A 24,920-nucleotide genomic window follows, 5' to 3' on the forward strand; every position below is an offset into this window, starting at 1 on the left:
GTTGCTCCGGTTCAAAATGGGCAACGGGCATGGAAAACGTCTAAACACTAAAAGACCGTTCCCTACGCCGGTATTGCCCGGATCAGGTTCGATGGGTTAGCGCATTCACGCCTCTCAGCCCCCAAACAGGGCACCCCAACGGTTGGGGCGACACTCTCAGGGGATGGCGGGGGAATCAAGGGCCAATTTTGGTGCAGATTACGGTCAATCTGGACTTATGAAATGCAAAAGCCGGCCTCAACGGACCGGCTTCTGTTTGATGTTCAGGTGTGCAGGTTCAGCCCTTCATACCGTCCCAAAATGACTTGACGGACGAGAAAAAGCTTTTTGATTCCGGATGGTTATCTTCGCCCAGATCGTCGAACTCACGCAGCAGCTCTTTTTGACGGCTGGTCAGATTGACCGGGGTTTCGACGGCCAGTTCGATGAACATATCGCCAACGCCACCGCCGCGAAGGGCGGGCATGCCTTTGCTGCGCAAGCGCATCTGACGTCCTGACTGGCTGCCAGCCGGAATTTGCACGCGACCCCGGCCACCGTCGATAGTGGGCACTTCGATCGAACCGCCCAGCGCTGCCTTGGCCATGCTGACCGGAACACGGCAATACAGGTTTACGCTGTCGCGCTCGAACAGCTTGTGGTCCGAAACTTCGACAAAAATATACAGGTCGCCCGGGGGGCCACCGCGCATCCCGGCCTCACCTTCGCCCGCAAGACGGATGCGTGTGCCGGTTTCGACACCGGCCGGAATGTTGACCGACAGCGCGCGTTCTTTTTCGACGCGCCCGGCGCCGCCGCATGATTTACAGGGGTTCTTGATAATTTGACCCAGACCCGAACAAGTCGGGCACGACCGTTCAACTGTGAAAAAGCCCTGTTGCGCCCGCACTTTCCCCATGCCCGAACAGGTCGGGCAGGTTGTGGGCTCAACCCCGCCTTCCGCACCCGAGCCGTCACAGGCCGAGCAGGCCACGGCAGCAGGCACGTTGATCGTCTTTTGCAGGCCAGAGAATGCTTCTTCCAGGCTTACACGCAGGTTGTAACGCAGGTCTGACCCGCGCGCGGCCCGTCGACCACCCCCGGTAGCACCGCGCTGACCACCCATAAAATCGCCGAACAGGTCATCGAACACGTCCGAGAAGGCACTGGAGAAATCGCCCTGTCCGCCAAATCCGCCGCCGGGACGGCCACCGCCGCCCATACCGTTTTCAAACGCGGCATGACCAAAACGGTCATACGCGGCCTTTTTTTCGGCATCGCGCAAGACGTCGTAAGCTTCGTTCGCTTCTTTGAACTGAGCCTCGGAATCCGGGTTGTCCTTGTTGCGGTCGGGATGCAATTCCTTGGCTTTCGTGCGAAAGCCCTTCTTGATCTCGTCCGCTGATGCGCCCTTGGACACGCCGAGCACATCATAGTAGTCGCGTTTTGACATCAGTATTTCCTTCTGCCGCAACGTAATCGGGCCGGCCCGGTGACCGGACCGGCCCGAATTGGCCCGGTTTCCCGTTACTTACGCTTTTCGTCGTCAAGATCTTCGAATTCGGCATCGACGATATCGTCTTCACCAGCCGGAGCGGCATCCGCCGCCGCAGGCTCATCCTCGGTCTCTTCAGACTGCGCCTTGTAGATGGCTTCGCCCAGCTTCATGGCGGCTTCGGTCACGTTCTGAATGCCTGACTTGATCTTGTCGGCATTCTCGGTTTCCAGCTCGTCCTTCAGCGCGACAATCGCCAGCTCGATAGCTTCGATGGTGGTCGGGTCGACCTTGTCGGCATGCTCTTCCATCGACTTCTCGGTCGAGTGGATGAGGCTTTCCGCCTGGTTCTTCGCCTCGATCAGCTCGCGGCGTTCCTTGTCCGCCTCGGCGTTCTCTTCGGCGTCCTTGACCATCTTGTCGATATCTTCATCCGACAGACCACCCGATGCCTGGATGGTGATCTTCTGCTCTTTGCCGGTGCCTTTGTCTTTGGCCGAAACCGAGACAATGCCGTTGGCGTCGATGTCAAAAGTCACCTCGATCTGAGGCATGCCACGCGGTGCGGGCGGAATATCTTCAAGATTGAACTGACCCAGGATCTTGTTGTCCGCAGCCATTTCGCGTTCCCCCTGGAAGCAGCGGATGGTCACAGCGTTCTGGTTGTCCTCGGCAGTCGAGAAGACCTGAGACTTTTTGGTCGGGATCGTGGTGTTGCGGTCGATCAGACGGGTGAACACGCCACCCAGCGTCTCAATCCCCAGCGAAAGCGGGGTTACGTCCAGCAGAACCACATCTTTGACGTCACCCTGCAGAACACCGGCCTGAATGGCGGCGCCCATGGCAACAACTTCGTCCGGGTTCACACCCTTGTGCGGTTCTTTACCGAAGAATTTGGTGACCTCTTCGATCACCTTCGGCATGCGGGTCATACCACCGACCAGAACAACCTCGTCAATGTCGCCCGCCGACAAACCGGCGTCTTTCAATGCGGCCTGACAGGGTTTCATCGACTTCTTGATCAGGTCACCAACCAGCGATTCCAGCTTGGCACGGGTCAGTTTCATGACCATGTGCAGCGGCTGACCATTAGCGCCCATCGAGATGAACGGCTGGTTAATTTCGGTCTGCGAGGTCGAGGACAGCTCGATCTTGGCTTTTTCAGCAGCTTCTTTCAGGCGCTGAAGGGCCATCTTGTCTTGCGACAGGTCGACACCGTGTTCCTTTTTGAACTCGTCCGCCAGGTAGTTGACGATGCGCATGTCAAAGTCTTCACCACCCAGGAAGGTGTCACCATTGGTCGATTTGACCTCGAACAGCCCGTCGTCGATTTCCAGAATGGTCACGTCGAACGTACCACCACCAAGGTCATAAACCGCGATGGTTTGGGTTTCTTCTTTGTCCAGGCCATAGGCCAGCGCGGCGGCTGTCGGTTCGTTGATGATCCGCAGCACTTCCAGACCGGCGATTTTGCCTGCGTCTTTGGTGGCCTGACGCTGTGCGTCATTGAAATACGCGGGAACGGTGATGACCGCCTGCGTGACTTCTTCACCCAGATAGCTCTCGGCAGTTTCCTTCATCTTGCCCAGAGTGAAGGCCGAAATCTGGCTTGGGGAGTATTTTTCACCGCGGGCTTCCACCCACGCGTCACCGTTGCCGCCATCCACGATGGCGTACGGCACCATTTTCTTGTCCTTCTGGACTTCTGCATCATCCACACGACGACCGATCAGACGCTTGACGCCAAAGATCGTGTTGTCGGGGTTGGTGACCGCCTGACGTTTTGCAGGCTGACCAACCAGACGCTCATCTTCGGTGAAGGCGACGATCGAGGGCGTGGTCCGCGCCCCTTCTGCGTTTTCGATGACCTTCGGCTGAGAGCCGTCCATGATGGCCACACACGAGTTGGTGGTCCCGAGGTCAATACCGATTACTTTTCCCATATGTTCAATCCCTTTCTCTTCAAGGCGATGTCTCGAGGTCCGGACCCGTTATGGCATCCGGCCCCGATCTGGTTTGCGCAACAGCACTACACCATCGCGCGTCCCGGCGTATATAAGGGCGAGATCAGAGGCCTGCAAGCGGTGTAAAAGGCAGGTTTTCGGGAATCTGCGGCCTTTTTGGCAAGGTTTTGGCAAGGATTGGGGAATCTTCAATGGCGCGGCTGCTTTTGCGCGGATTTGACATCAGAAAAACCTATCTGGACGTTGCGGCACAAACGCAACTGATTGAGGCATTGCGCCCGATTCTGAAATCTGCGCCGCTGTTCCGGCCGGTTACGCCTTCGGGCAAGGAAATGTCGGTGCGTATGACCTCGGCCGGGGCGCTTGGCTGGGTCACCGACAAAGGGGGTTACCGATATCAGGCGCAACACCCTAAAGGAACGGTGTGGCCTGACATTCCCGATACGATACTGAGCATATGGCGCAAGCTTGCCAGCACCCAACGCGATCCGGATTGCTGTCTGATCAACTATTACGGCGAAGGTGCGCGTATGGGGCTGCATCAAGACAAGGACGAGGCAGATTTTTCATGGCCTGTCCTGTCCATTTCGCTGGGCGACGATGCCCTTTTTCGCATCGGAAACGAAACCCGGGGCGGCAAGACCGAGTCGATCTGGCTGAACTCCGGCGACGTCGTAGTCATGGGCGGCCCCGCCCGCCTGACCTATCACGGGGTAGACCGCATCCGTTTCGGTTCATCCAAACTGTTGCCCAAAGGTGGACGGATCAACCTGACCTTACGGGTGGCAAACTAGCGGCGCGCGCCCCAACTGGCCGACACATGCTGACGGGTGAAAAAGATACCCAGCAACCCAATCATCAACAAGGCCATTCCAACCCAAATCGCATATTCCCAACTGGTGTTTCGCGGAAAGTAATTGCGAAAGACAAAGCCGCGGCACTGGTCGATTATGTGAAACAACGGGTTCCAGGCAAAGAAGCTCAGCATGAAGCCACCCAGCGCGTTCCCTACAACCATTTTGCCAGAAAAAATCATGTTCAGGCGTCGATAGATTGTACTGAGAATTCCCGTGGTGGTGGGAAACCATGGCGAGATTGCCATAAACACGACGCCCACCGCGCATCCGGTAAACCAGGCCAATATCAACATATAGAACGCGCCACCCGGTTCTTGGATCTCCAATGGCTCAACTGCGACAGTGTAGATGAAAAGGATCACAAGGATCGAGACCAACTGCGTGTAAAGCGACCCAAATGCGGTTGCCAACAGCGCAACCATCATGTTCATCGGAGAGTGCAGCATCATCGGGTTGTTTCCTGTTGCCACGCCAGAGACGGACGAGACGGCTTTGATATGGGTCAGGAACAGAAAGACACCTGACAACAGAAATAGGATAATGTTACCCCTGATCTTGGCGACCCGCGCGCCCAGCATCGACATGATCAGGTAAAACACGGTCACAAGTGCGAGAATTTGCAAGATATTCACAATGATCGCGATCACAGCATTCGAGTGTTTGGACCGTATTCCATGCGCCACCGCATGGAAGATAAGCTCGGAAGTCGTGAAAGCGCCGCCCAGAAGCGTCTGATTCCGCTTAAAATAAAACACTCAGTGCACTCTTTCCCGCTGAATTACCTGCAAACTGCCACGAAATTCTTGCCGTTCCGTAACCGGCACAGCATAAGACCCACAAGGATTTCGATCAACAAACTACAGCAACGGAGCATTTTTGTGACCTACGACGCCCTTATTCCCGTAATCAGACGTCTGGCGCTGGAAGCCGGGGACACGATCATGCAGATCTACGAGTCGGATGATTTCGACGTCAAAGTCAAATCCGACGCCAGCCCCGTGACCGAAGCGGACGAGGCAGCCGATGCCCTGATATCGGCAGGCTTGCGCGCCGCGTTCCCGGATATTCTGCTGGTGACCGAAGAACAGGCCGCATCACATTCCGAAAAAGGCGACACATTCCTGATCGTCGATCCGCTGGACGGCACCAAGGAATTCATCAACCGGCGCGGTGATTTCACGGTGAACATCGCATTGGTCGAAAACGGAGTGCCAACTCGGGGCGTTGTGTATGCACCGGCCAAGGGGCGCATGTTCTACACGCAAGCAGACGGTCAATCGGTTGAAGAAACCGGCGCGCTTAACAAGGCACAGGCCGGTGACGTAACCCCGATTTCGGTGTCTGAACCAAACAATTCGGCACTTTTGATCGTCGCGTCAAAATCACACCGCGATCAGGCGACCGAAGATTACATCAATAAATATCAGGTCAAGGACAGCAAAAGCGCGGGCTCGTCCCTGAAATTCTGTCTGGTCGCAACAGGGGAAGCGGACCTCTATCCCCGCGTCGGGCGCACGATGGAGTGGGACACAGCCGCCGGTCACGCCGTTTTGGCGGGTGCGGGCGGCAAGGTTGTTCGTTTCGATGACCACTCGTCATTGACCTACGGCAAGGACGGCTATGCAAACCCGTTCTTTATCGCCTACGCTCCGGGCGTTGACCTGAAGGAGGCCTGATGTCTGTTCTGATTGCCATCCCCGCCCGCTATGCCTCGACCCGCTACCCGGGCAAGCCGCTGGTTCCGCTGACCGGGGCAAGCGGCAATGCGATGACCCTGATCGAACGATCCTGGCGCGCTGCATGTTCTGTGTCGGGCGTGGACAAGGTGGTTGTCGCCACCGATGACGACCGCATCTGCGACGTGGCCGAAGGGTTCGGGGCCGAGGTGGTGATGACATCCGAGACCTGCGGCAATGGCACCGAGCGATGCGCCGAGGCCCATGCTGCTCTGGGCGCGGGCTATGAGATCGTGGTGAACTTGCAAGGGGATGCGCCACTGACACCACATTGGTTTGTCGAAGACCTGATCGCCGGTCTGCGCGCCGCGCCCTACGCCGGGGTCGCAACGCCGGTTCTGCGCTGTGACGGAGATGCTTTGAACAGCTTGCTTAACGATCGCAAAAACGGGCGGGTCGGCGGCACAACAGCCGTATTTGCGACCGATCACAGCGCAATGTACTTCTCGAAAGAGGTTGTGCCTTTTACCGCCGAAACTTTTGCCGGCACCGAACCGACACCGGTGTTCCACCATGTCGGCGTCTACGCCTATCGCCCCGATGCGCTGTCAGCCTATCCAACCTGGCCAGTAGGACCTTTGGAGCAATTGGAAGGGCTGGAACAGCTACGCTTTATGGAAAATGGCCGCAAGGTTCTGTGCGTTGAGGTTGAGGCCAAGGGCCGCCAATTCTGGGAATTAAATAACCCGCAAGATGTGCCGAAGCTCGAAGAGATGATGGCCGCTATGGGGTTGGGTTGACCTATTTTCACCTGAACTCCTGTCAAGACGACGTCTAACCGGGCGTCACACCGCAATTTGGAACGAATATGAAGAACATTCTTGTCACTGGCGGTGCCGGGTACATTGGATCTCATGCCTGTAAGGCGCTTTCTCAAGCTGGTTACACGCCTGTGACCTTCGACAATCTGGTCACTGGCTGGCAGGATGCGGTGAAGTTCGGTCCGTTCGAACAAGGCGATCTGTTGGATCGTGCCCGGCTGGATGAGGTCTTCGCCAAATACGAACTCTTGGCCGTGATGCATTTTGCCGCCCTCAGCCAAGTGGGTGAGGCCATGTCCGAGCCTGGCAAATACTGGTCCAACAACGTGACCGGTTCGCTGAATTTGATCGAAGCCACGGTGGCCGCCGGATGTGAGAACTTTGTATTCTCGTCCACCTGCGCCACCTATGGCGAGCATGACAATGTGGTGCTGGACGAAGACACGCCGCAACTGCCGCTGAACGCATACGGCGCCTCAAAACGTGCCATCGAAGATATCCTGCGCGATTTCGAGACCGCGCACGGGCTGAACCATGTGATCTTCCGGTATTTCAACGTGGCCGGTGCCGACCCTGATGGCGAGGTGGGTGAGTTCCACCGCCCGGAAACCCACCTTGTGCCTCTGATGCTGGATGCCATCGACGGCAAGCGCGACGGATTGACGGTATTCGGGACGGACTACGACACACCAGACGGCACCTGCATCCGCGATTATGTACACGTTTGCGATCTGGTCGACGCCCATGTCTTGGGGCTGAACTGGCTGGAGCAAGACAAGGGCAGCCGCGTGTTCAACCTTGGCACCGGGTCGGGGTTTTCGGTGATGGATGTGATCAGCCATTCCAAGGCAGTCACCAACCGCGACGTGCCTTTCGCGATCGGACCGCGTCGAGCGGGCGATTGCACCAAGCTGGTATCCGGTTCTGTTCGTGCGGGTAACGAGCTTGGCTGGTCCCCGGAAAGATCAACGTTAGAGACAATGATTGCCGATGCATGGCGCTGGCATCAGAACGGCCATTACGAAAAATGAGCTTATTGTGACTGGTACAGGGGAAGATACGCTTCCGTCCATCTCATGGGTGCAAATGTACAAGTTGCGGCTAAAACGACAGCGGTTGTTGTGGCGGTCCTTTCGCAGCCGCCATCAATTGTCCTGTCTGAGCGATCGCACGGCGAACATCATACCCGGTGGTATTCTGGCCTTCACCACGCTGCGCAATGAAATCACCCGCCTGCCCTGGTTCCTGCGCCATTATCGCGCATTGGGCGTCAATCACTTTCTGATCGTCGACAACGACAGCGACGATGGCTCGGTGCCCTTTCTCAAGGAACAGCCGGACGTTTCTCTGTGGCAGACCCGGGACAGCTATCGCATGTCGCGCTATGGGCTGGATTGGCTGACCTGGCTGCAAATGCGCTATGGGCACGACCACTGGACCCTGATGGTCGACGCGGATGAGTTGCTGATCTACCCCGATCATGGCACCCGGCCCCTACCCGACCTGACGAAATGGCTGGATGATCAGGGACGTGTGGCATTCGGCGCGCTGATGCTGGATCTTTATCCCAATGGCCCGCTGGGGGAACAAGGCTACGATCCTGAAACCGACCCGACCGACGTGGTGAGGTGGTTTGATGCCGCCCCCTACCGGGCACAAAGGCAAAGCCCGCTGGGCAACCTTTGGGTACAGGGCGGCGCGCGCGAGCGCATGTTTTTTGCCGACACCCCGCGCCGATCTCCGACGTTGAACAAAATCCCACTGGTCCGGTGGTCGCGGCGCTACGCCTATGTGAATTCGTGCCATTCCGCATTGCCACGCTACTTGAACGCCAGTTACGGAGGGCCCGGCGACACAGCGTCATCTGGTGTCTTGTTACACACAAAATTCCTGCCCGAAGTTGTGGAAAAATCAAAGATCGAGAAAGAGCGCCGGCAACACTTTCACGATCCTGAACAGTTTGCAGACTACTATGACGGCATCATGGAACACCCTGTCATGTGGACGCCTTATTCCAAGCGATACACTGGTTGGGAATCTTTGCAGCAGCTGGGCCTGATGGGAATAATTGACTGGTAAAGTCACAACTCGAACTAACGGTTTTTAAAGTCGTTGCTTCGAAAGATGGAAAAATGGCATAAAACGGCAATTGTCCGGTACCACTCTGGCTTGTACAGCCTCCGGGCACGCTCGCGTAAATAACAAAGGTTGGGCAGTCGCGTGGGCCTATTGGATTCATACCGAATGAGATTGCGGCGCAAGCGCCGTATCCTGCGCTGTCTTCGAAAGCGGCGCGACCTTATTCCCGTTTCCGTAAATACAAATTCGATAAAACGGAAAGACGTCCTGCTGGTCAGCGTCATACGGAATGAGAAAATCCGCCTGCCATATTTTCTGGCCTACTACCGGCAGCTGGGCATCAACCATTTTCTGTTCGTTGATAACGCCAGCAATGACGGGTCACTTGAATATCTGGCGGGTCAACCCGACGTCTCGGTCTGGCGAGCCGATGCAAGCTATAAGCGTGCGTCGTTTGGGGTGGACTGGACAAACTACCTGCTGCGCAAATATGCACACCGCCACTGGGTTCTGACCGTCGATCCGGACGAATTCTTCATCTATCCATTCTGCGATACCCGGCCGATCCGTGCCCTGACCGACTGGCTGGACGGCTGCGCCGTGCGCAGCTTCAGTGCAATGCTGATCGACATGTATCCCGAAGGACCAGTCGAAGACGCCATCTATTCTGAGGGACAAAACCCGTTCGAAATCGCCAAATGGTTTGATGCAGGCAATTATACGATCACAAAGAACCCGACCTACGGGAATCTCTGGATTCAAGGCGGACCCCGCGCGCGTGTGTTCTTTAAGGACACGCCGAAAAAAGCGCCTGCGCTAAACAAGATACCATTGGTGAAATGGGACAAGCGCTATGTCTATGTCAGCTCGACCCATGCGCTGCTGCCACGCGGGTTGAACCAGGTGTTTGATGAATGGGGTGGCGAAAAAGCAAGCGGCGCGTTGTTGCACGCCAAACTCATCAGCACACTGGGCGAGAAGGCCCAGGAAGAGATGGAGCGCGGCCAGCATTACCGCAGCTCTGACGAATATCGCGCCTATGCCGAACATTTGGCGGATATGCCCGAGTTCTGGTGCGATAAGTCCGAAGCCTACATCAACTGGCGACAACTTGAGATTCTGGGCCTCATGTCGAAAGGAAACTGGGCATGAGCGACCTTGGCATCATTATGCTGGTTCACACCGCGCTGAACCGGGCCGGGCAAGTGGCCCGACACTGGACCTCTTCGGGGTGCCCGGTGGTGATCCATGTGGATCGCAAGGTGCCAAACAAGGTCTATGCGGAATTCGTTGACGCCTGTGCGAATGACCCGCTTATCCGGTTTTCTGACCGTCATGTCTGCAACTGGGGTGGGTGGGGCATCGTTGCCGCCTCGCAATCTGCCGCCACGCTGATGCTTGAGACATTCCCCGATGTCCGCCATGTTTTCCTGACTTCGGGCTCCTGTCTTCCGTTGCGACCAGTGGATGAACTGGTCAATTACCTCTCGGACCGGCCGCGCGTGGATTTCATCGAAAGCGCCACAACCTCTGATGTAAGCTGGACTATGGGGGGCTTGGATCAGGAACGCTTTACCCTGAGATTTCCGTTCTCGTGGCGCAAGAACCGCAAACTGTTCGATGCCTATGTGAAACTGCAGCGCGCATTGCGCATTCGACGCCACATACCCGAAGGGTTGGTGCCGCATATGGGTAGTCAGTGGTGGTGCCTTACCCGCCAAACCCTGTCAGCCATATTGCAGGATCCAAAACGCGAGACCTATGACCGGTATTTCCGGCGCGTCTGGATTCCCGACGAAAGTTACTTCCAGACGCTGGCGCGCCTGTATTCGACCCATATCGAAAGTCGGTCTCTGACCCTGTCCAAATTCGACTATCAGGGTCGTCCGCATATTTTCTATGACGATCACCTGCAGCTGCTGCGCAGATCCGACTGTTTTGTTGCCCGCAAAGCCTGGCCCGACGCGGATCGCCTGTATCAGGCCTTTCTGACCGATCAGGCCGGAGCCATGAAACCCACAGAGCCCAACCCGAGCAAAATTGACCGGGTGTTTTCCAAAGCAGTCGAACGGCGCACACGTGGGCGGGACGGGTTGTACATGCAAAGCCGGTTTCCACGGCACGGCAACGAAAACGGGCTGACGTCCTCTCCGTATTCAGTTTTTCAGGGCTTTACCGAAGTGTTCGAAGATTTTGAACCCTGGTTGAGCAACATCACTGGCGCGCGTGTCCACGGGCATCTGTTTGACCCGAAGCGCGCTGAATTCGCCGGCGGAGAAACAATCGTCAACGGCGGCCTCAGCGACTGCGCAAGGCTGCGGGACTACAACCCAACGGCTTTCCTTTCGAACCTGATCTGGAACACACGCGGCGAAAAACAGTGTTTTCAGTTCGGCCCCGCTGACACGCAAGAGATCAACTGGCTCTTGGCTCGGGACAAGAATGCGCTGATTTCCGTCATAACCGGGGCCTGGGCAATCCCGCTGTTTAAATCAAACCTGAACTTTGCCGATATCCGCGCCGAGGCCGCGCGGCTGCAGCAGATCGAAACCAAGCAATTGGAAATCCTGTCTTCTGTCTGGACCAAGGCGCGGGTTCGCAGGTGGACACTGGCAGAATTCGTTGAATCTCCGGTCGAGCCTTTACAGACCGCGGTCGAGGATACCGGAACCACCCAAACCAGCCACCTGACCGAAGCGCCAAAAATGGTGGATCTGTCCGGATTTGGCCAGTTCCTGCAAAACCTGAAGAACCAGGGCATGCACCCTTATCTGATGGGCGATTTCCCACCGGACGACAGCTTTACGGACCGGGTCCGGCCATATCGAAAACCTTATCTGGTGCAGTAAAGATAAATGACGCCCCAATTTGACTATTTTATCATTCTTGCAGCCATGCGGACCGGTTCCAACTTGCTAGAGGCGAACCTGAACGCCATCGAAGGAGTCACCAGCCACGGCGAGGCGTTCAATCCCCATTTCATCGGGCGTCTGAAATCCGACACCCTGCTGGGCATCTCGATGGAAGAGCGGGATCGTGACCCTTCCACATTGCTTGAGGCAATCCGGCAGGCACCAGGGGAACTGAACGGGTTTCGCCTTTTTCAGGGACATGATCCACGTGTGTTAGAGCCAGCTTTGGGCGATCCGCGCTGCGCCAAGATCATTCTGACCCGAAACCCTCTGGACAGTTTCATCTCATTGAAGATTGCGCGCGAAACCAAGCAGTGGCAGCTGAAGAACATCAAGCGTCGTCGCGAAGCACAGGTTGAGTTCGATGCCGAAGCGTTCATGAAATACCTGAACCGGCAGCATGAATACCACCTGATGCTGGCGCAGCGTTTGCAGCAAAGCGGCCAGACCCCATTTTACATTGCCTATGAAGACCTGAACCAGGTGCACCTGTTGAATGGTCTTGCCGCCTGGCTGGGTGTGTCCGGCAGGCTGTCGGCGATCGACGAAACACTCAAACCACAAAACCCCGAGCCTGCGCTGGCAAAGGTGACGAACCCCGACGAAATGGAGCAGGCGTTGTCACAGATCGACAGCTTTAATCTGCACAGCACTCCGAATTTCGAACCACGCCGACGCCCCTTGGTGGCGAACTACGTTGCCGCACCAAAGACACCACTGATGTACATGCCCATCCGCGGGGGAATGGAAAGCCCGGTAACAAGGTGGATGGCCGCACTGGACCAAGTTGATGTCGAACAATTGCTCACCAACCAGAACAGAAAGCAGACGCGTCAGTGGTTTTTGTCCAATCCCGGGCATCGAAAGTTCGCCGTACTGCAACACCCAATGGCGCGCGCGCATCGGGCCTTTTGCAGACATATCCTCAACACAGGTTCCGGCGCCTATCCGAAAATCCGACACGTCCTGCGCAACCGGTTAAAGATTCCGATCCCCGGGCAATTGCGCGACGGCAATTACCCGGTTGAGCAGCACTACGAGGCGTATTCAGCGTTCCTGACATTCCTGCGTCAGAACCTTGCCCTACAGACCGCCATACGCGTGGATGCAGCATGGTGCAGTCAGTCGCAGGCCCTTGAGGGGATGGCGCCCTTCGCATTGCCCGACCTGATCCTGAGGGAGGATGAGGTCACGACAGCCCTGCCCGACCTGGCGCGCCGGATGGGGCACAGCACACCGCCCCTACCCGAACTCAGCGAACCGGATACACCGTTTACCTTGGCCGAGATTTATGACGACAAACTGGAAACGCTGGCCGCCCAGGCGTACCAGCGTGACTATATGCAGTTCGGATTTGGGCCCTGGAAACCGATTAGGGACGCAGAGTAATCAGCGTGCCCCGGTTTACCATCGAATAGATCTCTTCGATCTCGTCATTCTTGACGGCGATGCAGCCCGCGGTCCAATCCGACGTCTTTTTAGCGCGCTTACGCTCTTTGCGACGGTTCGGTTGTCCGTGGATGAAGATATCGCCGCCCGGATCGACACCCATGGCCTTCGCTTTCGCGACATCTTCAGAATTCGGGTACGAGATCCCCAGCGACAGATGATAGCGGCTATTTGGATTGTGCCGATCAATCAGGTAGCTGCCTTCCGGCGTACGCCCATCACCGCGCTTGGCTTTGGTGCCGTTGGGCGCAAATCCAAGATCAACATTGTATTCTTTCAGGATCTTATCATTGTGCAGAAGATATAGTTTCCGCGAGCCCTTGTTGATGACCAGAGAGGTCACTTCGGGTCCGTTGTAAGTTAGAATTCTGGGGTTGGCCGAGGCACAAGCTGAGAGGCTCAGCGTTGCCATTGCACCCAATCCAAATGCTCGACGATCCATGTTCACTGCCTGCTGCTTTTTTTTCTGTATTATGCCAGAAAATGTGAAAACTGAAATCACTTTTTGATGTTTTGCTGCTCTGTCAGGCGACGCTCGATGCTTTCAAGCCGCTCTAGCACTTCGTCACGATAGGCATCGGTTTTGACTTCGTCCTCGGCATGGTGCGCATCCTGCATCGAATTCACGATCAGACCGACCAGCAGGTTTACCACCGCAAAAGTGGTCACCATGATGAACGGCACAAAGAACAGCCAAGCGTAAGGATAGATCTCCATCACCGGGCGCACGATCCCCATGGACCAGCTTTCCAGCGTCATGATCTGGAACAGCGTATAGGCTGAAAGGCCCAGATCGCCGAACCAGTCTGGGAAGGTCTGTGAGAACAGTTTGGTTGAAATCACCGCACCGATGTAAAACAGGATCGCCATAAGAAGGAACACGCTGGCCATGCCGGGCAAGGCCGAAATAAAACCCTCAACCACGCGGCGCAGGCGTGGCGCGACCGAGATAACGCGCAGCACCCGCAAAATCCGCAATGCCCGCAGCACCGAAAGGCCGGACCCACCCGGTACAAGAGCGATGCCGACAATCACAAAGTCAAAGACATTCCAGCCGTTGGTGAAAAACCTGCGCCCAGTGGCCAGAAGTTTAATCGAAATTTCAACAACGAAAATGGTCAGGCAAAGGCTGTCCAGTGTTACGATCAATGGACCTGCAACTTCCATAAGGGTGGGTGATGTCTCCATCCCCAGCAGCACGGCGTTGAAGATGATGACACCGGTAATGAACTTCCCGAAAGCTGGTGCTTCGATAAGGGTCAGCAGGCGTTGGGTGATCCCCATTCGGGTAGTCTCCTGTAAGTCTTAAGGGTTCAGGGTGAACCGTGCCGCAAGTTCGGTGTGTGACGACCATCGAAATTGGTCAACGACCTGTACCCATTCAAGGGTGTAGCCCGCATTAACAAGAATTTTCGCATCGCGGGCGAAGGTCACCGGGTTGCAGGACACATAAGCAACCACCGGGCGCAGGGCCTGCGCCAGTTCGGTCACTTGCGCCTCGGCCCCGGCGCGTGGCGGGTCGATCACCACAGCATCAAAAGACTTTAGCTCATCCGGCATCAGCGGTCGCCGAAACAGGTCCCGTGCCTCGGTCGTTATCCGTTTGAGGCCCTGCGCCCTGCGCCACCCCTGATCCAGCGCTTGCGTCATCGCTGCTTCGCCCTCGACGGCGTGAACCTCGGCCTCCTCTGCTAACGGCAAAGAGAATGTGCCGCTGCCGGCAAACAGATCCACAATGCGTTTGGAACCACCTACGGCTTCGGAAACGGCCTTTAACAGAGCCTGTTCTCCGTCCTTTGTCGCCTGCAGAAACGCGCCGGGCGGCGGAACAACATTTGCCTGGCCAAAACGCTGAACGGGTGGCTGGCGCATGGCAATTACTTCACCATCCCAGCTGAGCCGGGCAAGACCGTGTTTCTCGGTCGCTTGTGCCAAAGCCAACTCAAGCGGGCCGTCCAGCGGTTTGCCGCCTTTGACCGCCACATCAAGCCCGGCTTCGGACAAGGTTAGCGTCACCGCCAACACGCCTTTACGGCTGCCGCCCAGAATCGCCAGTGCTTCGGCCACCGGAATGGCCGCGATCAGGGCCGGGTCGAGCAAATGGCAATCCGGGATCTCGGTAATCGTGTCTGACGCGCGGCCATGGAAACCGGCCAGAGTGCCCTTTTTGGTCCGTCGTACCGCGATCGTCGCGCGACGGCGGGACCGTTCTGGCGACGTATGGATCGGGCGCATCAACGCCTCCAACCCCTGCGCGGCCAGCGCGGTGCGCACCACCTCGACCTTCCAATCCGCAACAAATCCATCTGCCGCGTGCTGCAACTGGCATCCACCACAGGATTTGTAGTGACGACACGGTGCCTTGACCCGCTGGTCCGAGGGCGTCTCGACACGGATATCTGTCAGGAATTGATCCAGCAGCGTGCCGCTGACGACCTCACCCGGCAAGGTGCGCGGAGCGTAAACGGGGCCATCAGCGATGCCGTCGCCTTGATGACCAAGGCGGGTAATAGTGTAGGTTTGCGTCATGGGGTGCCTGATACCGGGGCTTGGCCGGCAACAAAACCCTTATTCCGCAGCTTCAGCCTGAATGAACCCGCCTGACTGACGATGCCAGAACCGGGCATATAGCCCGCCCTGGTCCAACAACGCGTCATGTGTGCCGGTTTCCACGATACGCCCTTGGTCCAGGACAATAATCCGGTCCATCTCGCTGAGTGTGGACAACCGATGCGCGATAGCCAGAACCGTCTTGCCTTGCATCACCCGATGCAACGCCGTCTGAATCGAGGCCTCAACCTCGGAATCCAGCGCCGAGGTTGCCTCATCCAGCACCAATATAGGCGCATCCTTCAAAATGGCGCGCGCCAGCGCAATCCGCTGTCGCTGGCCACCGCTAAGTTTCACTCCGCGCTCGCCCAGATGTGCTTCATAGCCGGTGCGTCCGTGGGCATCCTGAAGGCTGAGGATGAATTCATGCGCCTCGGCCTTTTTGGCCGCCTCGATCATTTCCTCTTCCGAGGCGTCAGGGCGGCCGTAAAGAATATTCTCCCGCGCCGACCGATTGAACATCGCGGTTTCCTGCGTGACCATGCCGATCTGACGGCGCAAGCTGTTCTGCGTTATTCCGGATACGTCCTGACCATCTATCAAGATCGTGCCCTTTTCACCGTCGTACAGGCGCAACAGCAGCGAAACCAAGGTTGATTTCCCTGCCCCCGAAGCGCCGACAATGCCCAGTTTCTCGCCGGGGTGCACGGTCATGTTCAGGCCTGATACACCACCGACATCCCGACCATAGGCAAAGCTGACATGGTCAAAGGTGATCTGGCCTTCGGGTACGGACAACTCCGCCGCGCCCGTTTGATCCTCAACCCGTTCACGCTTGGCCAGCGTATTCATGCCGTTCTCGATCTCGCCAACATTTGCGTAAAGACCCATGAGGGTGAAACTTACCCAGCCGGTCATCTGGGCAATGCGGATGGAAATGGCACCTGCGGCCACAATGTCACCGGCTGTCGCAGACCCCGCTTGCCACAGCCACAGCGTTGCACCTATCAGCAAAACCGGCAGAACCCCGGCCAACAGCATCAAGATAAAGCGGAAACTGGCCGACAGGCTTCCGAACGCCAACATCTTTTCACGCAGATCAACCATGGAATTTCGCGCGGCGTGATCTTCGAATTCCGAATGGGCGAACAGTTTAACGGTCTTGATATTGGTGATCGTGTCGACAACTTGCCCGGACACCATCGCGCGAGCGCCTGCCCGCGCCGCTGAGCGTTTACGGATGCGCGGCAGATACCAACGGACAAGCAAGAAATACACGACCAGCCAAGCCGCAAATGGCAGCATAACCAGCGGATGAATAGACCCTAACAAAAGTAATGAGCCCGCCAGCGAGGCCAAGGCAAACACGATCGCACTGATCGTCTCGGACACCACCGACGCCATCGCGTTGGATGTTTGCATCTGCTTCTGCGCGATCCGCCCGGCAAAATCGTCGTCGAAATATGTGACCGACTGGCCCAACGTCCACCGGTTCAGCTTGGCCAGAACCAACGGCGTGATATTGGGCATGACGATATAGTTGTTGGTCAGCGACGAAAGTCCGAACAGTGCCGGGCGCAGTAGCATGAAAAACGCAACGACCCCAAGGATCATCCAGACGTTGTTGGCGGTCAGAAAGTTCTCAGGCCCGCTTGTGGTTGCTGCGTCAATGACCAGGCCCAGCATCCACGCAGTGCCCGCCTCCATCGCACCCGCGGTAGCCGAGAAAAACGCTGCAACGAAGATCATTGGCCATGCGCCGGACAGGCACCAGCGAATGAACGCCCCCAGCATTTGCGGCGGGGGCGTTTCGGTGTTCTTGAACGGGTTTATGAGGTCGGCAATCCTCATTCAGCGGCCTCCGGATTCAGGAAGCCCCCAGATTGCCGTGCCCAGAACTGCGCGTAAAGCCCACCTTGCGCCAACAGTTCGGAATGGCCGCCTTCTTCGACGATCCGACCGCCATCCATGACCAGAATACGGTCCATCTGCGCGATGGTGCTCAGCCGGTGGGCAATTGCGATCACGGTTTTACCTTGCATCATGCCGTAAAGAGTTTCCTGAATTGACGCTTCGACCTCGGAATCTAGAGCGGATGTCGCCTCGTCCAACAGCAAGATTGGTGCATCTTTCAGGATCACCCGCGCCAGTGTTACGCGCTGCCGCTGACCGCCAGACAGCTTCACGCCCCGCTCACCCACATGCGCGTCGTAGCCGGTGCGCCCCTCGGGATCTTGCAGATCAAGAATGAACTCATGGGCTTCGGCCTGCTTGGCGGCGGCAATCATCTGCTCTTCTGTGGCTTCGGGACGGCCATAGAGGATGTTGTCGCGCACCGAACGATGCAGCAGAGCGCTGTCCTGTTGAACCATACCGATATGGCTGCGCAAACTGTCCTGCGTGACGCTGGCGATATCTTGATCGTCAATCAGGATCGCGCCCTGTTCAACGTCGTAAAACCGCAAAAGCAGCTTAACTAGGGTCGATTTCCCCGCACCAGACCGCCCGATTAGGCCAATCTTTTCGCCTGGATGGAGGGTCAGATTGATGTGATCCAGCCCACCGGTTTTACGGCCATAATGGTGCGACAGATCGCGAATTTCGATCTGGCCCTTGTTCAGCTGCAAGGACTTAGCGTCCGGCATATCCAGCAGGTCAACGGGCTGGGCAATTGTTTGCATGCCCTCTGCCACGACACCAAGCTGGCGGAAGAAGCTGGTCAACGCCCACATGATCCATCCAGTCATCGCGTTCAGTCGCAGGGTCAAGGCAGTCGCCGCCGCAACGACACCCACAGATGCGCTCCCTTGCATCCAAAGGGAAATGGCCCAACCAACCACGCCGACGATCAGCAAACCGTTCAGAGCGACCAGTACCGCATCCATTATGGTGAAAATCCGCATTTCGACCTGAAAGGTACGACGCGTTTCTTCAATGGCTTCGCGGGCATAGTCCAACTCTTGTTCGTTATGGGCGAACATCTTGACCGAATGGATGTTGGTATAGCTGTCCACCACCCGACCCGTCACAGCCGAGCGCGCATCGGACGCAGCCTGCGAAGCCGGACCGACCCTTTTCACCGTCCAGCGCACCAGAATGGCGTAAAGCGCAAACCAGATCAGCAGCGGCAACAGCAACCGTGGATCCGCCGCCATCAACAGGATCGCCGCGCCAATCAGATAGGCGATCGAAAATGAGATGGCGTCAAACACCTGAAACACGGCCTCGCCTGCGGCAGGTGGCGTCTGCATGATCCGATTGGCAATGCGTCCGGCAAAGTCATTTTCGAACCACCCCACCGATTGTCGCAGAACATGTTTGTGGGCACGCCAGCGGATCAGGGTGCCAAAGTTCGGCAGGATCGTGTTGTTTAACAACAGCACATCCACGACATGCAGCATCGGGCGCAGCAGCAGCACAAACGCCGCGACCAGGATAAATTCGGTGCCGTGGTTCTGCCAGACCTCGGCCGGAGAGCCCGACAGCAGGTCAACCACTCGGCCCATGTAGTAAATCAGGCCAACTTCAACTGCCGCAACAACGACAGAGATTAAACCAGCCCAGAAGAACACCCGCATGAACGGCTGCGAGTAGTCCAGCATGAATGGCCACAACCGCGTCGGCGGCGTGTCGGTTTCTTTGTAGGCAATAAAAGGGTCAACGAGGTTTTCGAAATAGCGAAACATGGAGGGTGCTCCGGTTGAGCAAAAAGTAAGTCATGCGAAGAAAGATGGCGTCAGAACACCACCCTTACGGGTCAAAGTGTTCCAGCCTTAGCTGTCCCAGATCCCGTAATACATTCGCATCCCTCCATTCATGTGACAGGGGCAAGTAACCATAAACTTATTTGCTTGTCATCCCCTTTTGAGACTTCCTTCATTCACCCAGCAGGTCTTCGCGACGCAGCGTGAAGCCCGAAGCAATCCACTGCGCCTCAAGCTCAGCCAGTTTCTTGCCCAGCGCAGGGCCGGTGAATTCAGGGATCAGATCGGTTGCCTTGATTGGAAAGATCGCAGCGGCACCTGCGTGAAGATCGCGTTTGATAGTGTCTGACCAGGGCTGTTCCAGAAAGGCACAGCGCAAAAGCGATTCATGCAGCCCGTCTGTTTCACCGTACCGAAATCCCAATTCGGCAAAGCTGGCCGGGCTGGATGCCTCATCCCGCATACGGGTCAGGCGCTGCAATTGTGCACGACTCAGACGCAACGATTTCGCGACCTCGGGTGGCGCAATGGCCGCCAGTCGCCGCACCGGTTCCGGATCGGCGCCAGCCTGCTGTTCCAACGCGATCAACGGTGCCAATGCACGATCATCTGCGCCCGGCAATAGCTGCACCATAACTCCGGCACTGCGCATCGCGGCAACGGAGGGCGCGGGATCAGGTGCCCCCAACAGTTTCAATAGCTCGGCCCCCACGCGTTCGCGGGATAATCCCGCCAGACCATCCAGGTTGGACGCAATGGCCGCCAGAGCGTCGGGATCAAACCCAGCCTCGGCATCCCCATACCAGGCGTGAAAGCGGAAATAGCGTAGCGACCGCAGGTAATCCTCACGAATTCGGTTCGCAGCAGTGCCGATAAACCGGACGCGACGCGCCTTCAGATCAGGCAAGCCATTCAAAGGGTCCAGAACGATACCGTCAGGCCTCGCGTAGATCGCATTCATCGTGAAATCGCGACGTGCGGCATCCTCTTCGACTTTGTCTGAAAAAGCGACGACGGCGCGCCGGCCATCCGTTTCAACATCACGGCGAAAGGTAGTGATCTCATGCGGGATACCCTGGCTAACCACGGTGATTGTGCCGTGATCAATCCCGGTGGGAATGGCCTTAAGCCCTGCTTTCTGCGCCAGCTCGACCACTTTTTCAGGCCGCGCGTCGGTGGCGATGTCGATATCTGATACCGGAGATCCTAATAGCGCGTTGCGCACGCATCCGCCGACAAACAGAGCCTGGAAACCGGCATCGGTCAGGGCGGCGCAGAACCTTTGCGTTGCAGGTTCGGACACCCAGTCTTCTATGATGTGTGTCATTCGTTAATCCGTGCTGCCAATCCCCGCAAAATTCGGGCGGTTGCACCCCAGATGTAGTAGGGGCCGAAAGGTACCGTGAAATAATACCGCCTTTGTCCGCGCCAGCGACGCGATTCAACGATATAATTCGCGGGGTTGAGCACATGTGCAAGCGGAACCGGAAACACTTCTGCCACTTCGCCCGGTTCCGGTACCGGTTGGAAGGGTTCCCGCAGGATCGCCACCACAGGTGTGACCGTGAAGGAGGTCACCGTTTCATGTGTCGGTAAGTGGCCAAGAATTTCCGGCAACTCCTGTGGCAGCCCGATTTCTTCCTGGGCTTCGCGCAAAGCGGTGGCGGTTACATCCGCATCGCCTTTATCCTGTTTGCCACCCGGAAAAGCAATCTGACCGGGGTGATGTTTAAGAGCCGAAGATCGTTTTGTAAGGATCAGGCGGGGCACACCACCCACCAGTGAAATCGGAACCAAAACTCCGGCGGGACGGAGTTTACGACCTTCGGGAAGAACAAAATCAGGGTTCAGGTCGAAATCGCTTGAACCTTCGCCGGGGCGGCGCAAGGCCGCCCGCAGCTGATCAGTTGGATCAGGCGTTGTCCGCATCAAAACCAACCGTGGAAGGATCAAGCACGTAATGCGCACCGCAGAACTGGCAATCGGCGGTCACGTCACCCTCGGGCGTGGTCATCTTCTCGATGTCCTTAGCCGAATAAATCGACAGGCTTTGCCGCACACGATCTTCGGAACATGTGCACCCAAATTGCACCGACTGCGCATCGTAGACCCGCGGCTGTTCCTCATGAAACAGACGGATCAACAAATCCGTCGGTGCAATTGACGGGCCGATCAGCTCCAGGTCATCAACCGTGTCCAACAACACGTTGACGCGACCCCAGTTTTCTCCCTCTTCACCATCAACAAGGTCATTTGCAGTCAGGATGTTCCCTTCGCCCTCACCGGAGGCCACAAAAGGCGAGGCTTTTGGCATGTGCTGCAACATGACCCCACCTGCACGCCAATGTTCGCCAACGCCCGGCTCGGTCGATTTGCCAAAGCTCAGCGAAAACCGCGTCGGTAACTGTTCCGACTGGGCGAAATATGCCTCGGCACAAGCGCTAAGCGATCCACCGTCCAGGGGGGTGATGCCTTGATAAGGTTGGGTTCCCTCACCCTGATCAATCATGATGGCAAAATATCCCTCGCCCACCTGATCGAACGGCGCACCATCGGTCAGGCGATCACGGTCAAAGCTGGCATAGGCGCGAATGCGGGCCGGCTCCCCCTCATGCTGAGGCGCATAATAGTCGGTCGCAATCATGCGCACCGGACCTTTGGATTGAACCTGCAGCGACAGCTTCCAGCGCAGCGCAACAGTCTGGCCGATCAATGCGGTCAGCAGGGCCATCTCGGCCACCAGCGCCTCGACCTTTTCGGGGTAGTCATGCTGGCTCAGGATGCCATCAAGCACACCATCCAGACGGGCCACACGGCCGCGGATATCCGATACATCGAGTTGAAAGGGCAGGACGGTATCGTCCCACGCGATTTTTGTTCCAAGAGACATGGGGTTTCCTTACACGCCACAGGTTGGCATACCGCCAGCATATAGGTCGAACTATTCGGGTTTTAAGGGGCCATACATGATCAGACGGTTTGGTGAAACCCCTCAAGCTGGGCGAACATATACACGCCGGGTGGGTGTTTATGCATTGCTGCCCCGAGGTCGAAGCCTTTTGCTGACCTGTCAGACAGAACCCGGGCCCGATCTGCAATTGCCCGGCGGCGGAATTGATCCGGGCGAATCACCCATCACAGCCCTGCACCGAGAAGTGTTCGAAGAAACCGGCTGGTTGATCGCGTCGCCCCGCCGCATCGGCGCTTTTCGTCGGTTCACTTATATGCCCGAATACGATTTGTGGGCCGAAAAGCTGTGCCATATCTATCGCGCGCGTCCCATCCAGCGCATGGGTCCACCGTCTGAGCCGTTCCATGAAGCCTTATGGATGGACACCGCCGATGCGGTCCAATTGCTGGGCAATGACGGAGATCGCCACTTTGCCGCGCTGCATGAAAAGCGGCTTTAGTGACCGTTGTATTCAAAGAAAACAGCCGAAACATCATCATCCATACCCCGGCCAGGTGCCATCGCCTGTGTCAGCCGCCAGAACATATCGTCAAGGAACTCCGTTCCGTTTCGATCGGGCCCGCAATCCAGCGCCATCTGTCGTAAGCCATCCTCGTCCAGCAGGCCACCGTCGGCGAGACTGCATTCTGTGAACCCATCGGAATAAAGCAGTAGCCGGTCGCCGGGTTGCATGTAGAATTCGGTCCGCTGAAAGGTGACGTCCGGCAGCAATCCGATAGGCAACCCGCCCTCGCCCAGAAATTCAGTTCTGCCGTCCTGACACAACAACAGCGGATGAGGGTGCCCGGCCTGCACCATTTTCACATGCCCGTTGCGCAGGTCTACGATGGCATAAACCATTGTGAAATACTCTTCGATTCCTGTATCCGCCATCAGCCGCGAGTTCAGGGTTTCGGCAACCTCTTCCGGCGGCAGCAGAGCATAAAACTTGTCGAAACGCCGCGCCATCGCCACGTTCTGATCAAAGTGGTTGCTGGACAGATAGCCCCCCAAACGCGCGGTCATCATCGCAGATGTGATGCCATGCCCGGACACATCGATACTGTAAAACCCAAGCCTGTTCACACCCGGAGAGAACATCCCCACCAGATCGCCGCCGATATGGCCGCAGGGTTTCAGCAACATGCTGACCCGGGACTTGCCGAATTCGCGCGTCAATTCGGGCACTAGCGATTCCTGTATCTTGCGTGCCTGGATCAGATCCTTGTCGATCGCGTCATGGGCGACGCGCAGCTCCTCAAGCGCGGATTCGATCATCTGATTTTTCTTGGACAATTCGCGCTGCATATCCAAAATACGCGCACCAGCTGATATACGCGCGCGCAGCTCATCTGCCTCAAGCGGTTTGATCAGAAAATCATCCGCGCCGGCATCCAGACCGCGCGCCACCTCTTGCTTTTCGCTTTTGGACGTCAGCAGGATGAAATAGCTATACTGCCTGTTGTCCAAGGCGCGGAACGCCTTGCAGAAATCCAGCCCGCTCATCCCCGGCATTACCCAATCGCTGAGGACAAGATCCGGCGGGTCCGTTGCGCACATTTCAATCGCAACATCACCACTATCGGCCTCAAGCACGTCAAATCCCCATTTCTTGAGCGATGCGACCAGAATACGACGCTGCAGGCGGCTGTCATCGACGACAAGCACCTTTTGGATCACACCAAAATCCAGATCTGATCCACTGTCTGCCTGACTGACCCTTGTCACCTTAACCCTCTGCCCAGCGGCTCTTATCAGAATAGGAAGACCCTATCGCGCCGCAGTTTAACAATGGGTGAAAGCCGAAGTTCATTCCGCTTAACCTGCTCTTTACCGGTTCTGCGGTACCAAATCCCCTGGCAGATAAAGCGAGGATGGCATGATCAACTGCTCCAGGGTCCGGCAACTAAGGGACGAGGTTGGCGCCAGCGAATTTGAAGAGGTGGTGAACATCTTTCTTGATGAGGTGAACGAAGCCCTTACCCGGCTTCGGAACGACACCGCCCGCACAGAGTTTGAACAAAACCTGCATTTCGTAAAAGGCAGCGCACTGAGCCTTGGGTTCGAAGCTTTGGCCAAGCTGTGTCAGGATGGGGAACGACAATCGGCGCAAGGGAACAGCCAGGTGGTCGACCTTGCCAATATCCTCAGTGTATTCGAACGCTCTGCCAGTGAATTCAAGACTGGGTTGGGCGATCTTTAACGCCCAAGGTCTTATTCGGGACCCTCAGGCGCAAGGTTTTCATGGCAAACCCGTCCGAAGAACGGGATTTCTTGAAGTTGAACTCCAATCCTCAATCCTGAGTGAAAAACCCAACGCCCATCTTTTTCAGGATCCGCAACGCGCCCTGTCGGCACAACTCCACGCCGTCCTTCATACCGCAGTCCTCTGCATGTGTGTCCTAGTTGGCGCGAACCGTGGCGTTCATTCCTGCGCGCGACTGTTCATTTTCTGCCGGGTATTAATACTTTGATCAGTGTCGA

22 protein-coding genes and 1 riboswitch are annotated in these 24,920 nt (G+C 56.8%); of the genes, 10 read left to right on the forward strand and 12 right to left on the reverse strand.

The features are described 5' to 3' along the window. Positions 1 to 42 precede the first annotated feature (42 nt). Positions 43 to 148: riboswitch (TPP riboswitch) on the reverse strand. A gap of 129 nt (positions 149 to 277) precedes the next feature. Both dnaJ and dnaK read right to left on the reverse strand, forming a co-directional pair. Then, entirely contained in the window at positions 278 to 1,432 is a 1,155-nt protein-coding gene (gene dnaJ, locus AC2FI9_RS04260; protein WP_282119766.1) for a molecular chaperone DnaJ, read from the reverse strand. 74 nt (positions 1,433 to 1,506) lie between these two features. Continuing rightward, a complete protein-coding gene (gene dnaK, locus AC2FI9_RS04265) occupies positions 1,507 to 3,417 on the reverse strand; it encodes a molecular chaperone DnaK (RefSeq protein WP_496765948.1) in 1,911 nt (636 codons plus the stop codon). Between the two features lie 212 nt (positions 3,418 to 3,629). Here dnaK and AC2FI9_RS04270 point away from each other — a divergent pair, with 212 nt between their 5' ends. Beyond that, positions 3,630 to 4,232 (forward strand): alpha-ketoglutarate-dependent dioxygenase AlkB family protein, encoded by a 603-nt coding sequence (locus tag AC2FI9_RS04270; protein WP_496726250.1) that lies wholly within the window; start codon positions 3,630 to 3,632, stop codon positions 4,230 to 4,232. On the opposite strand, the gene AC2FI9_RS04275 is transcribed toward AC2FI9_RS04270, so the two are convergent. Next, positions 4,229 to 5,050 carry an ABC transporter permease gene (locus AC2FI9_RS04275; protein ID WP_496765950.1) on the reverse strand — a complete coding sequence of 274 codons (822 nt, stop codon included), beginning with the start codon at positions 5,048 to 5,050 and terminating at the stop codon, positions 4,229 to 4,231. The genes AC2FI9_RS04270 and AC2FI9_RS04275 overlap by 4 nt on opposite strands. 123 nt (positions 5,051 to 5,173) lie before the next feature. On the opposite strand from AC2FI9_RS04275, the gene cysQ reads away from it, so the two are divergent. From cysQ to AC2FI9_RS04310, 7 genes are all read left to right on the forward strand, one after another. Further along, complete coding sequence (gene cysQ, locus AC2FI9_RS04280) at positions 5,174 to 5,971, forward strand: 3'(2'),5'-bisphosphate nucleotidase CysQ (protein ID WP_282119769.1); 798 nt, start codon at positions 5,174 to 5,176, stop codon at positions 5,969 to 5,971. Further along, positions 5,971 to 6,771, forward strand: coding sequence for a 3-deoxy-manno-octulosonate cytidylyltransferase (locus AC2FI9_RS04285; RefSeq protein ID WP_496765952.1), 801 nt, complete (start codon positions 5,971 to 5,973; stop codon positions 6,769 to 6,771). Before cysQ ends, AC2FI9_RS04285 begins: the two co-directional genes overlap by 1 nt. A gap of 68 nt (positions 6,772 to 6,839) precedes the next feature. Then, positions 6,840 to 7,823 (forward strand): UDP-glucose 4-epimerase GalE, encoded by a 984-nt coding sequence (gene galE, locus AC2FI9_RS04290; protein WP_496765954.1) that lies wholly within the window; start codon positions 6,840 to 6,842, stop codon positions 7,821 to 7,823. Between the two features lie 7 nt (positions 7,824 to 7,830). After that, positions 7,831 to 8,871 carry a glycosyltransferase family 2 protein gene (locus AC2FI9_RS04295; protein WP_496765956.1) on the forward strand — a complete coding sequence of 347 codons (1,041 nt, stop codon included), beginning with the start codon at positions 7,831 to 7,833 and terminating at the stop codon, positions 8,869 to 8,871. A 165-nt stretch (positions 8,872 to 9,036) separates the two neighbouring features. After that, positions 9,037 to 10,023, forward strand: coding sequence for a glycosyltransferase family 2 protein (locus AC2FI9_RS04300; RefSeq protein ID WP_496765958.1), 987 nt, complete (start codon positions 9,037 to 9,039; stop codon positions 10,021 to 10,023). Then, complete coding sequence (locus tag AC2FI9_RS04305; protein WP_496765960.1) at positions 10,020 to 11,720, forward strand: DUF5927 domain-containing protein; 1,701 nt, start codon at positions 10,020 to 10,022, stop codon at positions 11,718 to 11,720. The genes AC2FI9_RS04300 and AC2FI9_RS04305 overlap by 4 nt, the downstream gene beginning before the upstream one ends. 6 nt (positions 11,721 to 11,726) lie before the next feature. Continuing rightward, the gene (locus AC2FI9_RS04310) at positions 11,727 to 13,172 is read left to right on the forward strand and encodes a nodulation protein NodH (RefSeq protein ID WP_496765963.1); all 1,446 of its coding nucleotides are present in this window, start codon (positions 11,727 to 11,729) and stop codon (positions 13,170 to 13,172) included. On the opposite strand, the gene AC2FI9_RS04315 is transcribed toward AC2FI9_RS04310, so the two are convergent. The 8 genes from AC2FI9_RS04315 to hslO all read right to left on the reverse strand — a co-directional run bounded on the left by AC2FI9_RS04315 (position 13,156) and on the right by hslO (position 22,376). Further along, on the reverse strand, positions 13,156 to 13,674 hold the full coding sequence (locus AC2FI9_RS04315) for a L,D-transpeptidase family protein (RefSeq protein ID WP_496736634.1): 519 nt from the start codon (positions 13,672 to 13,674) through the stop codon (positions 13,156 to 13,158). The genes AC2FI9_RS04310 and AC2FI9_RS04315 overlap by 17 nt on opposite strands. A gap of 56 nt (positions 13,675 to 13,730) precedes the next feature. Continuing rightward, positions 13,731 to 14,516 carry an ion transporter gene (locus tag AC2FI9_RS04320; protein ID WP_496765966.1) on the reverse strand — a complete coding sequence of 262 codons (786 nt, stop codon included), beginning with the start codon at positions 14,514 to 14,516 and terminating at the stop codon, positions 13,731 to 13,733. 21 nt (positions 14,517 to 14,537) lie between these two features. Next, the gene (locus AC2FI9_RS04325; protein ID WP_496765968.1) at positions 14,538 to 15,761 is read right to left on the reverse strand and encodes a class I SAM-dependent RNA methyltransferase; all 1,224 of its coding nucleotides are present in this window, start codon (positions 15,759 to 15,761) and stop codon (positions 14,538 to 14,540) included. Positions 15,762 to 15,800: 39 nt separating this feature from the next. Continuing rightward, positions 15,801 to 17,633: an ABC transporter ATP-binding protein gene (locus tag AC2FI9_RS04330; RefSeq protein ID WP_496765971.1), complete on the reverse strand. Its 1,833-nt coding sequence runs from the start codon at positions 17,631 to 17,633 to the stop codon at positions 15,801 to 15,803. Beyond that, the gene (locus AC2FI9_RS04335) at positions 17,630 to 19,468 is read right to left on the reverse strand and encodes an ABC transporter ATP-binding protein (RefSeq protein ID WP_496765974.1); all 1,839 of its coding nucleotides are present in this window, start codon (positions 19,466 to 19,468) and stop codon (positions 17,630 to 17,632) included. The genes AC2FI9_RS04330 and AC2FI9_RS04335 overlap by 4 nt, the downstream gene beginning before the upstream one ends. A 190-nt stretch (positions 19,469 to 19,658) precedes the next feature. Continuing rightward, positions 19,659 to 20,813 carry a CCA tRNA nucleotidyltransferase gene (locus tag AC2FI9_RS04340; RefSeq protein WP_496765979.1) on the reverse strand — a complete coding sequence of 385 codons (1,155 nt, stop codon included), beginning with the start codon at positions 20,811 to 20,813 and terminating at the stop codon, positions 19,659 to 19,661. Further along, on the reverse strand, positions 20,810 to 21,415 hold the full coding sequence (locus tag AC2FI9_RS04345) for a CoA pyrophosphatase (protein WP_496765981.1): 606 nt from the start codon (positions 21,413 to 21,415) through the stop codon (positions 20,810 to 20,812). Before AC2FI9_RS04345 ends, AC2FI9_RS04340 begins: the two co-directional genes overlap by 4 nt. After that, the gene (hslO, locus tag AC2FI9_RS04350; protein ID WP_496765983.1) at positions 21,399 to 22,376 is read right to left on the reverse strand and encodes an Hsp33 family molecular chaperone HslO; all 978 of its coding nucleotides are present in this window, start codon (positions 22,374 to 22,376) and stop codon (positions 21,399 to 21,401) included. Before hslO ends, AC2FI9_RS04345 begins: the two co-directional genes overlap by 17 nt. A 76-nt stretch (positions 22,377 to 22,452) precedes the next feature. On the opposite strand from hslO, the gene AC2FI9_RS04355 reads away from it, so the two are divergent. Next, positions 22,453 to 22,896, forward strand: a complete 444-nt coding sequence (locus tag AC2FI9_RS04355) for an NUDIX hydrolase (RefSeq protein WP_496726265.1) — start codon at positions 22,453 to 22,455, stop codon at positions 22,894 to 22,896. Here the strand turns inward: AC2FI9_RS04355 and AC2FI9_RS04360 are convergent. Beyond that, a complete protein-coding gene (locus AC2FI9_RS04360; protein ID WP_496765985.1) occupies positions 22,893 to 24,164 on the reverse strand; it encodes a PP2C family protein-serine/threonine phosphatase in 1,272 nt (423 codons plus the stop codon). The genes AC2FI9_RS04355 and AC2FI9_RS04360 overlap by 4 nt on opposite strands. A gap of 151 nt (positions 24,165 to 24,315) precedes the next feature. Here AC2FI9_RS04360 and AC2FI9_RS04365 point away from each other — a divergent pair, with 151 nt between their 5' ends. Beyond that, complete coding sequence (locus tag AC2FI9_RS04365; RefSeq protein ID WP_496765989.1) at positions 24,316 to 24,639, forward strand: Hpt domain-containing protein; 324 nt, start codon at positions 24,316 to 24,318, stop codon at positions 24,637 to 24,639. Positions 24,640 to 24,920 lie beyond the last annotated feature (281 nt).

Source organism: Ruegeria sp. CDSA246 (assembly GCF_059611225.1).

Bases quoted from the DNA above. Each gene is read 5' to 3' on its own strand.
- dnaJ (WP_282119766.1), bottom strand. From the start codon at position 1,432: ATGTCAAAACGCGACTACTATGATGTGCTCGGCGTGTCCAAGGGCGCA.
- dnaK (WP_496765948.1), bottom strand. From the start codon at position 3,417: ATGGGAAAAGTAATCGGTATTGACCTCGGGACCACCAACTCGTGTGTG.
- AC2FI9_RS04270 (WP_496726250.1), top strand. From the start codon at position 3,630: ATGGCGCGGCTGCTTTTGCGCGGATTTGACATCAGAAAAACCTATCTG.
- AC2FI9_RS04285 (WP_496765952.1), top strand. From the start codon at position 5,971: ATGTCTGTTCTGATTGCCATCCCCGCCCGCTATGCCTCGACCCGCTAC.
- galE (WP_496765954.1), top strand. From the start codon at position 6,840: ATGAAGAACATTCTTGTCACTGGCGGTGCCGGGTACATTGGATCTCAT.
- AC2FI9_RS04300 (WP_496765958.1), top strand. From the start codon at position 9,037: ATGAGATTGCGGCGCAAGCGCCGTATCCTGCGCTGTCTTCGAAAGCGG.
- AC2FI9_RS04305 (WP_496765960.1), top strand. From the start codon at position 10,020: ATGAGCGACCTTGGCATCATTATGCTGGTTCACACCGCGCTGAACCGG.
- AC2FI9_RS04310 (WP_496765963.1), top strand. From the start codon at position 11,727: ATGACGCCCCAATTTGACTATTTTATCATTCTTGCAGCCATGCGGACC.
- AC2FI9_RS04315 (WP_496736634.1), bottom strand. From the start codon at position 13,674: ATGGATCGTCGAGCATTTGGATTGGGTGCAATGGCAACGCTGAGCCTC.
- AC2FI9_RS04320 (WP_496765966.1), bottom strand. From the start codon at position 14,516: ATGGGGATCACCCAACGCCTGCTGACCCTTATCGAAGCACCAGCTTTC.
- AC2FI9_RS04325 (WP_496765968.1), bottom strand. From the start codon at position 15,761: ATGACGCAAACCTACACTATTACCCGCCTTGGTCATCAAGGCGACGGC.
- AC2FI9_RS04330 (WP_496765971.1), bottom strand. From the start codon at position 17,633: ATGAGGATTGCCGACCTCATAAACCCGTTCAAGAACACCGAAACGCCC.
- AC2FI9_RS04335 (WP_496765974.1), bottom strand. From the start codon at position 19,468: ATGTTTCGCTATTTCGAAAACCTCGTTGACCCTTTTATTGCCTACAAA.
- AC2FI9_RS04340 (WP_496765979.1), bottom strand. From the start codon at position 20,813: ATGACACACATCATAGAAGACTGGGTGTCCGAACCTGCAACGCAAAGG.
- AC2FI9_RS04345 (WP_496765981.1), bottom strand. From the start codon at position 21,415: ATGCGGACAACGCCTGATCCAACTGATCAGCTGCGGGCGGCCTTGCGC.
- hslO (WP_496765983.1), bottom strand. From the start codon at position 22,376: ATGTCTCTTGGAACAAAAATCGCGTGGGACGATACCGTCCTGCCCTTT.
- AC2FI9_RS04355 (WP_496726265.1), top strand. From the start codon at position 22,453: ATGATCAGACGGTTTGGTGAAACCCCTCAAGCTGGGCGAACATATACA.
- AC2FI9_RS04365 (WP_496765989.1), top strand. From the start codon at position 24,316: ATGATCAACTGCTCCAGGGTCCGGCAACTAAGGGACGAGGTTGGCGCC.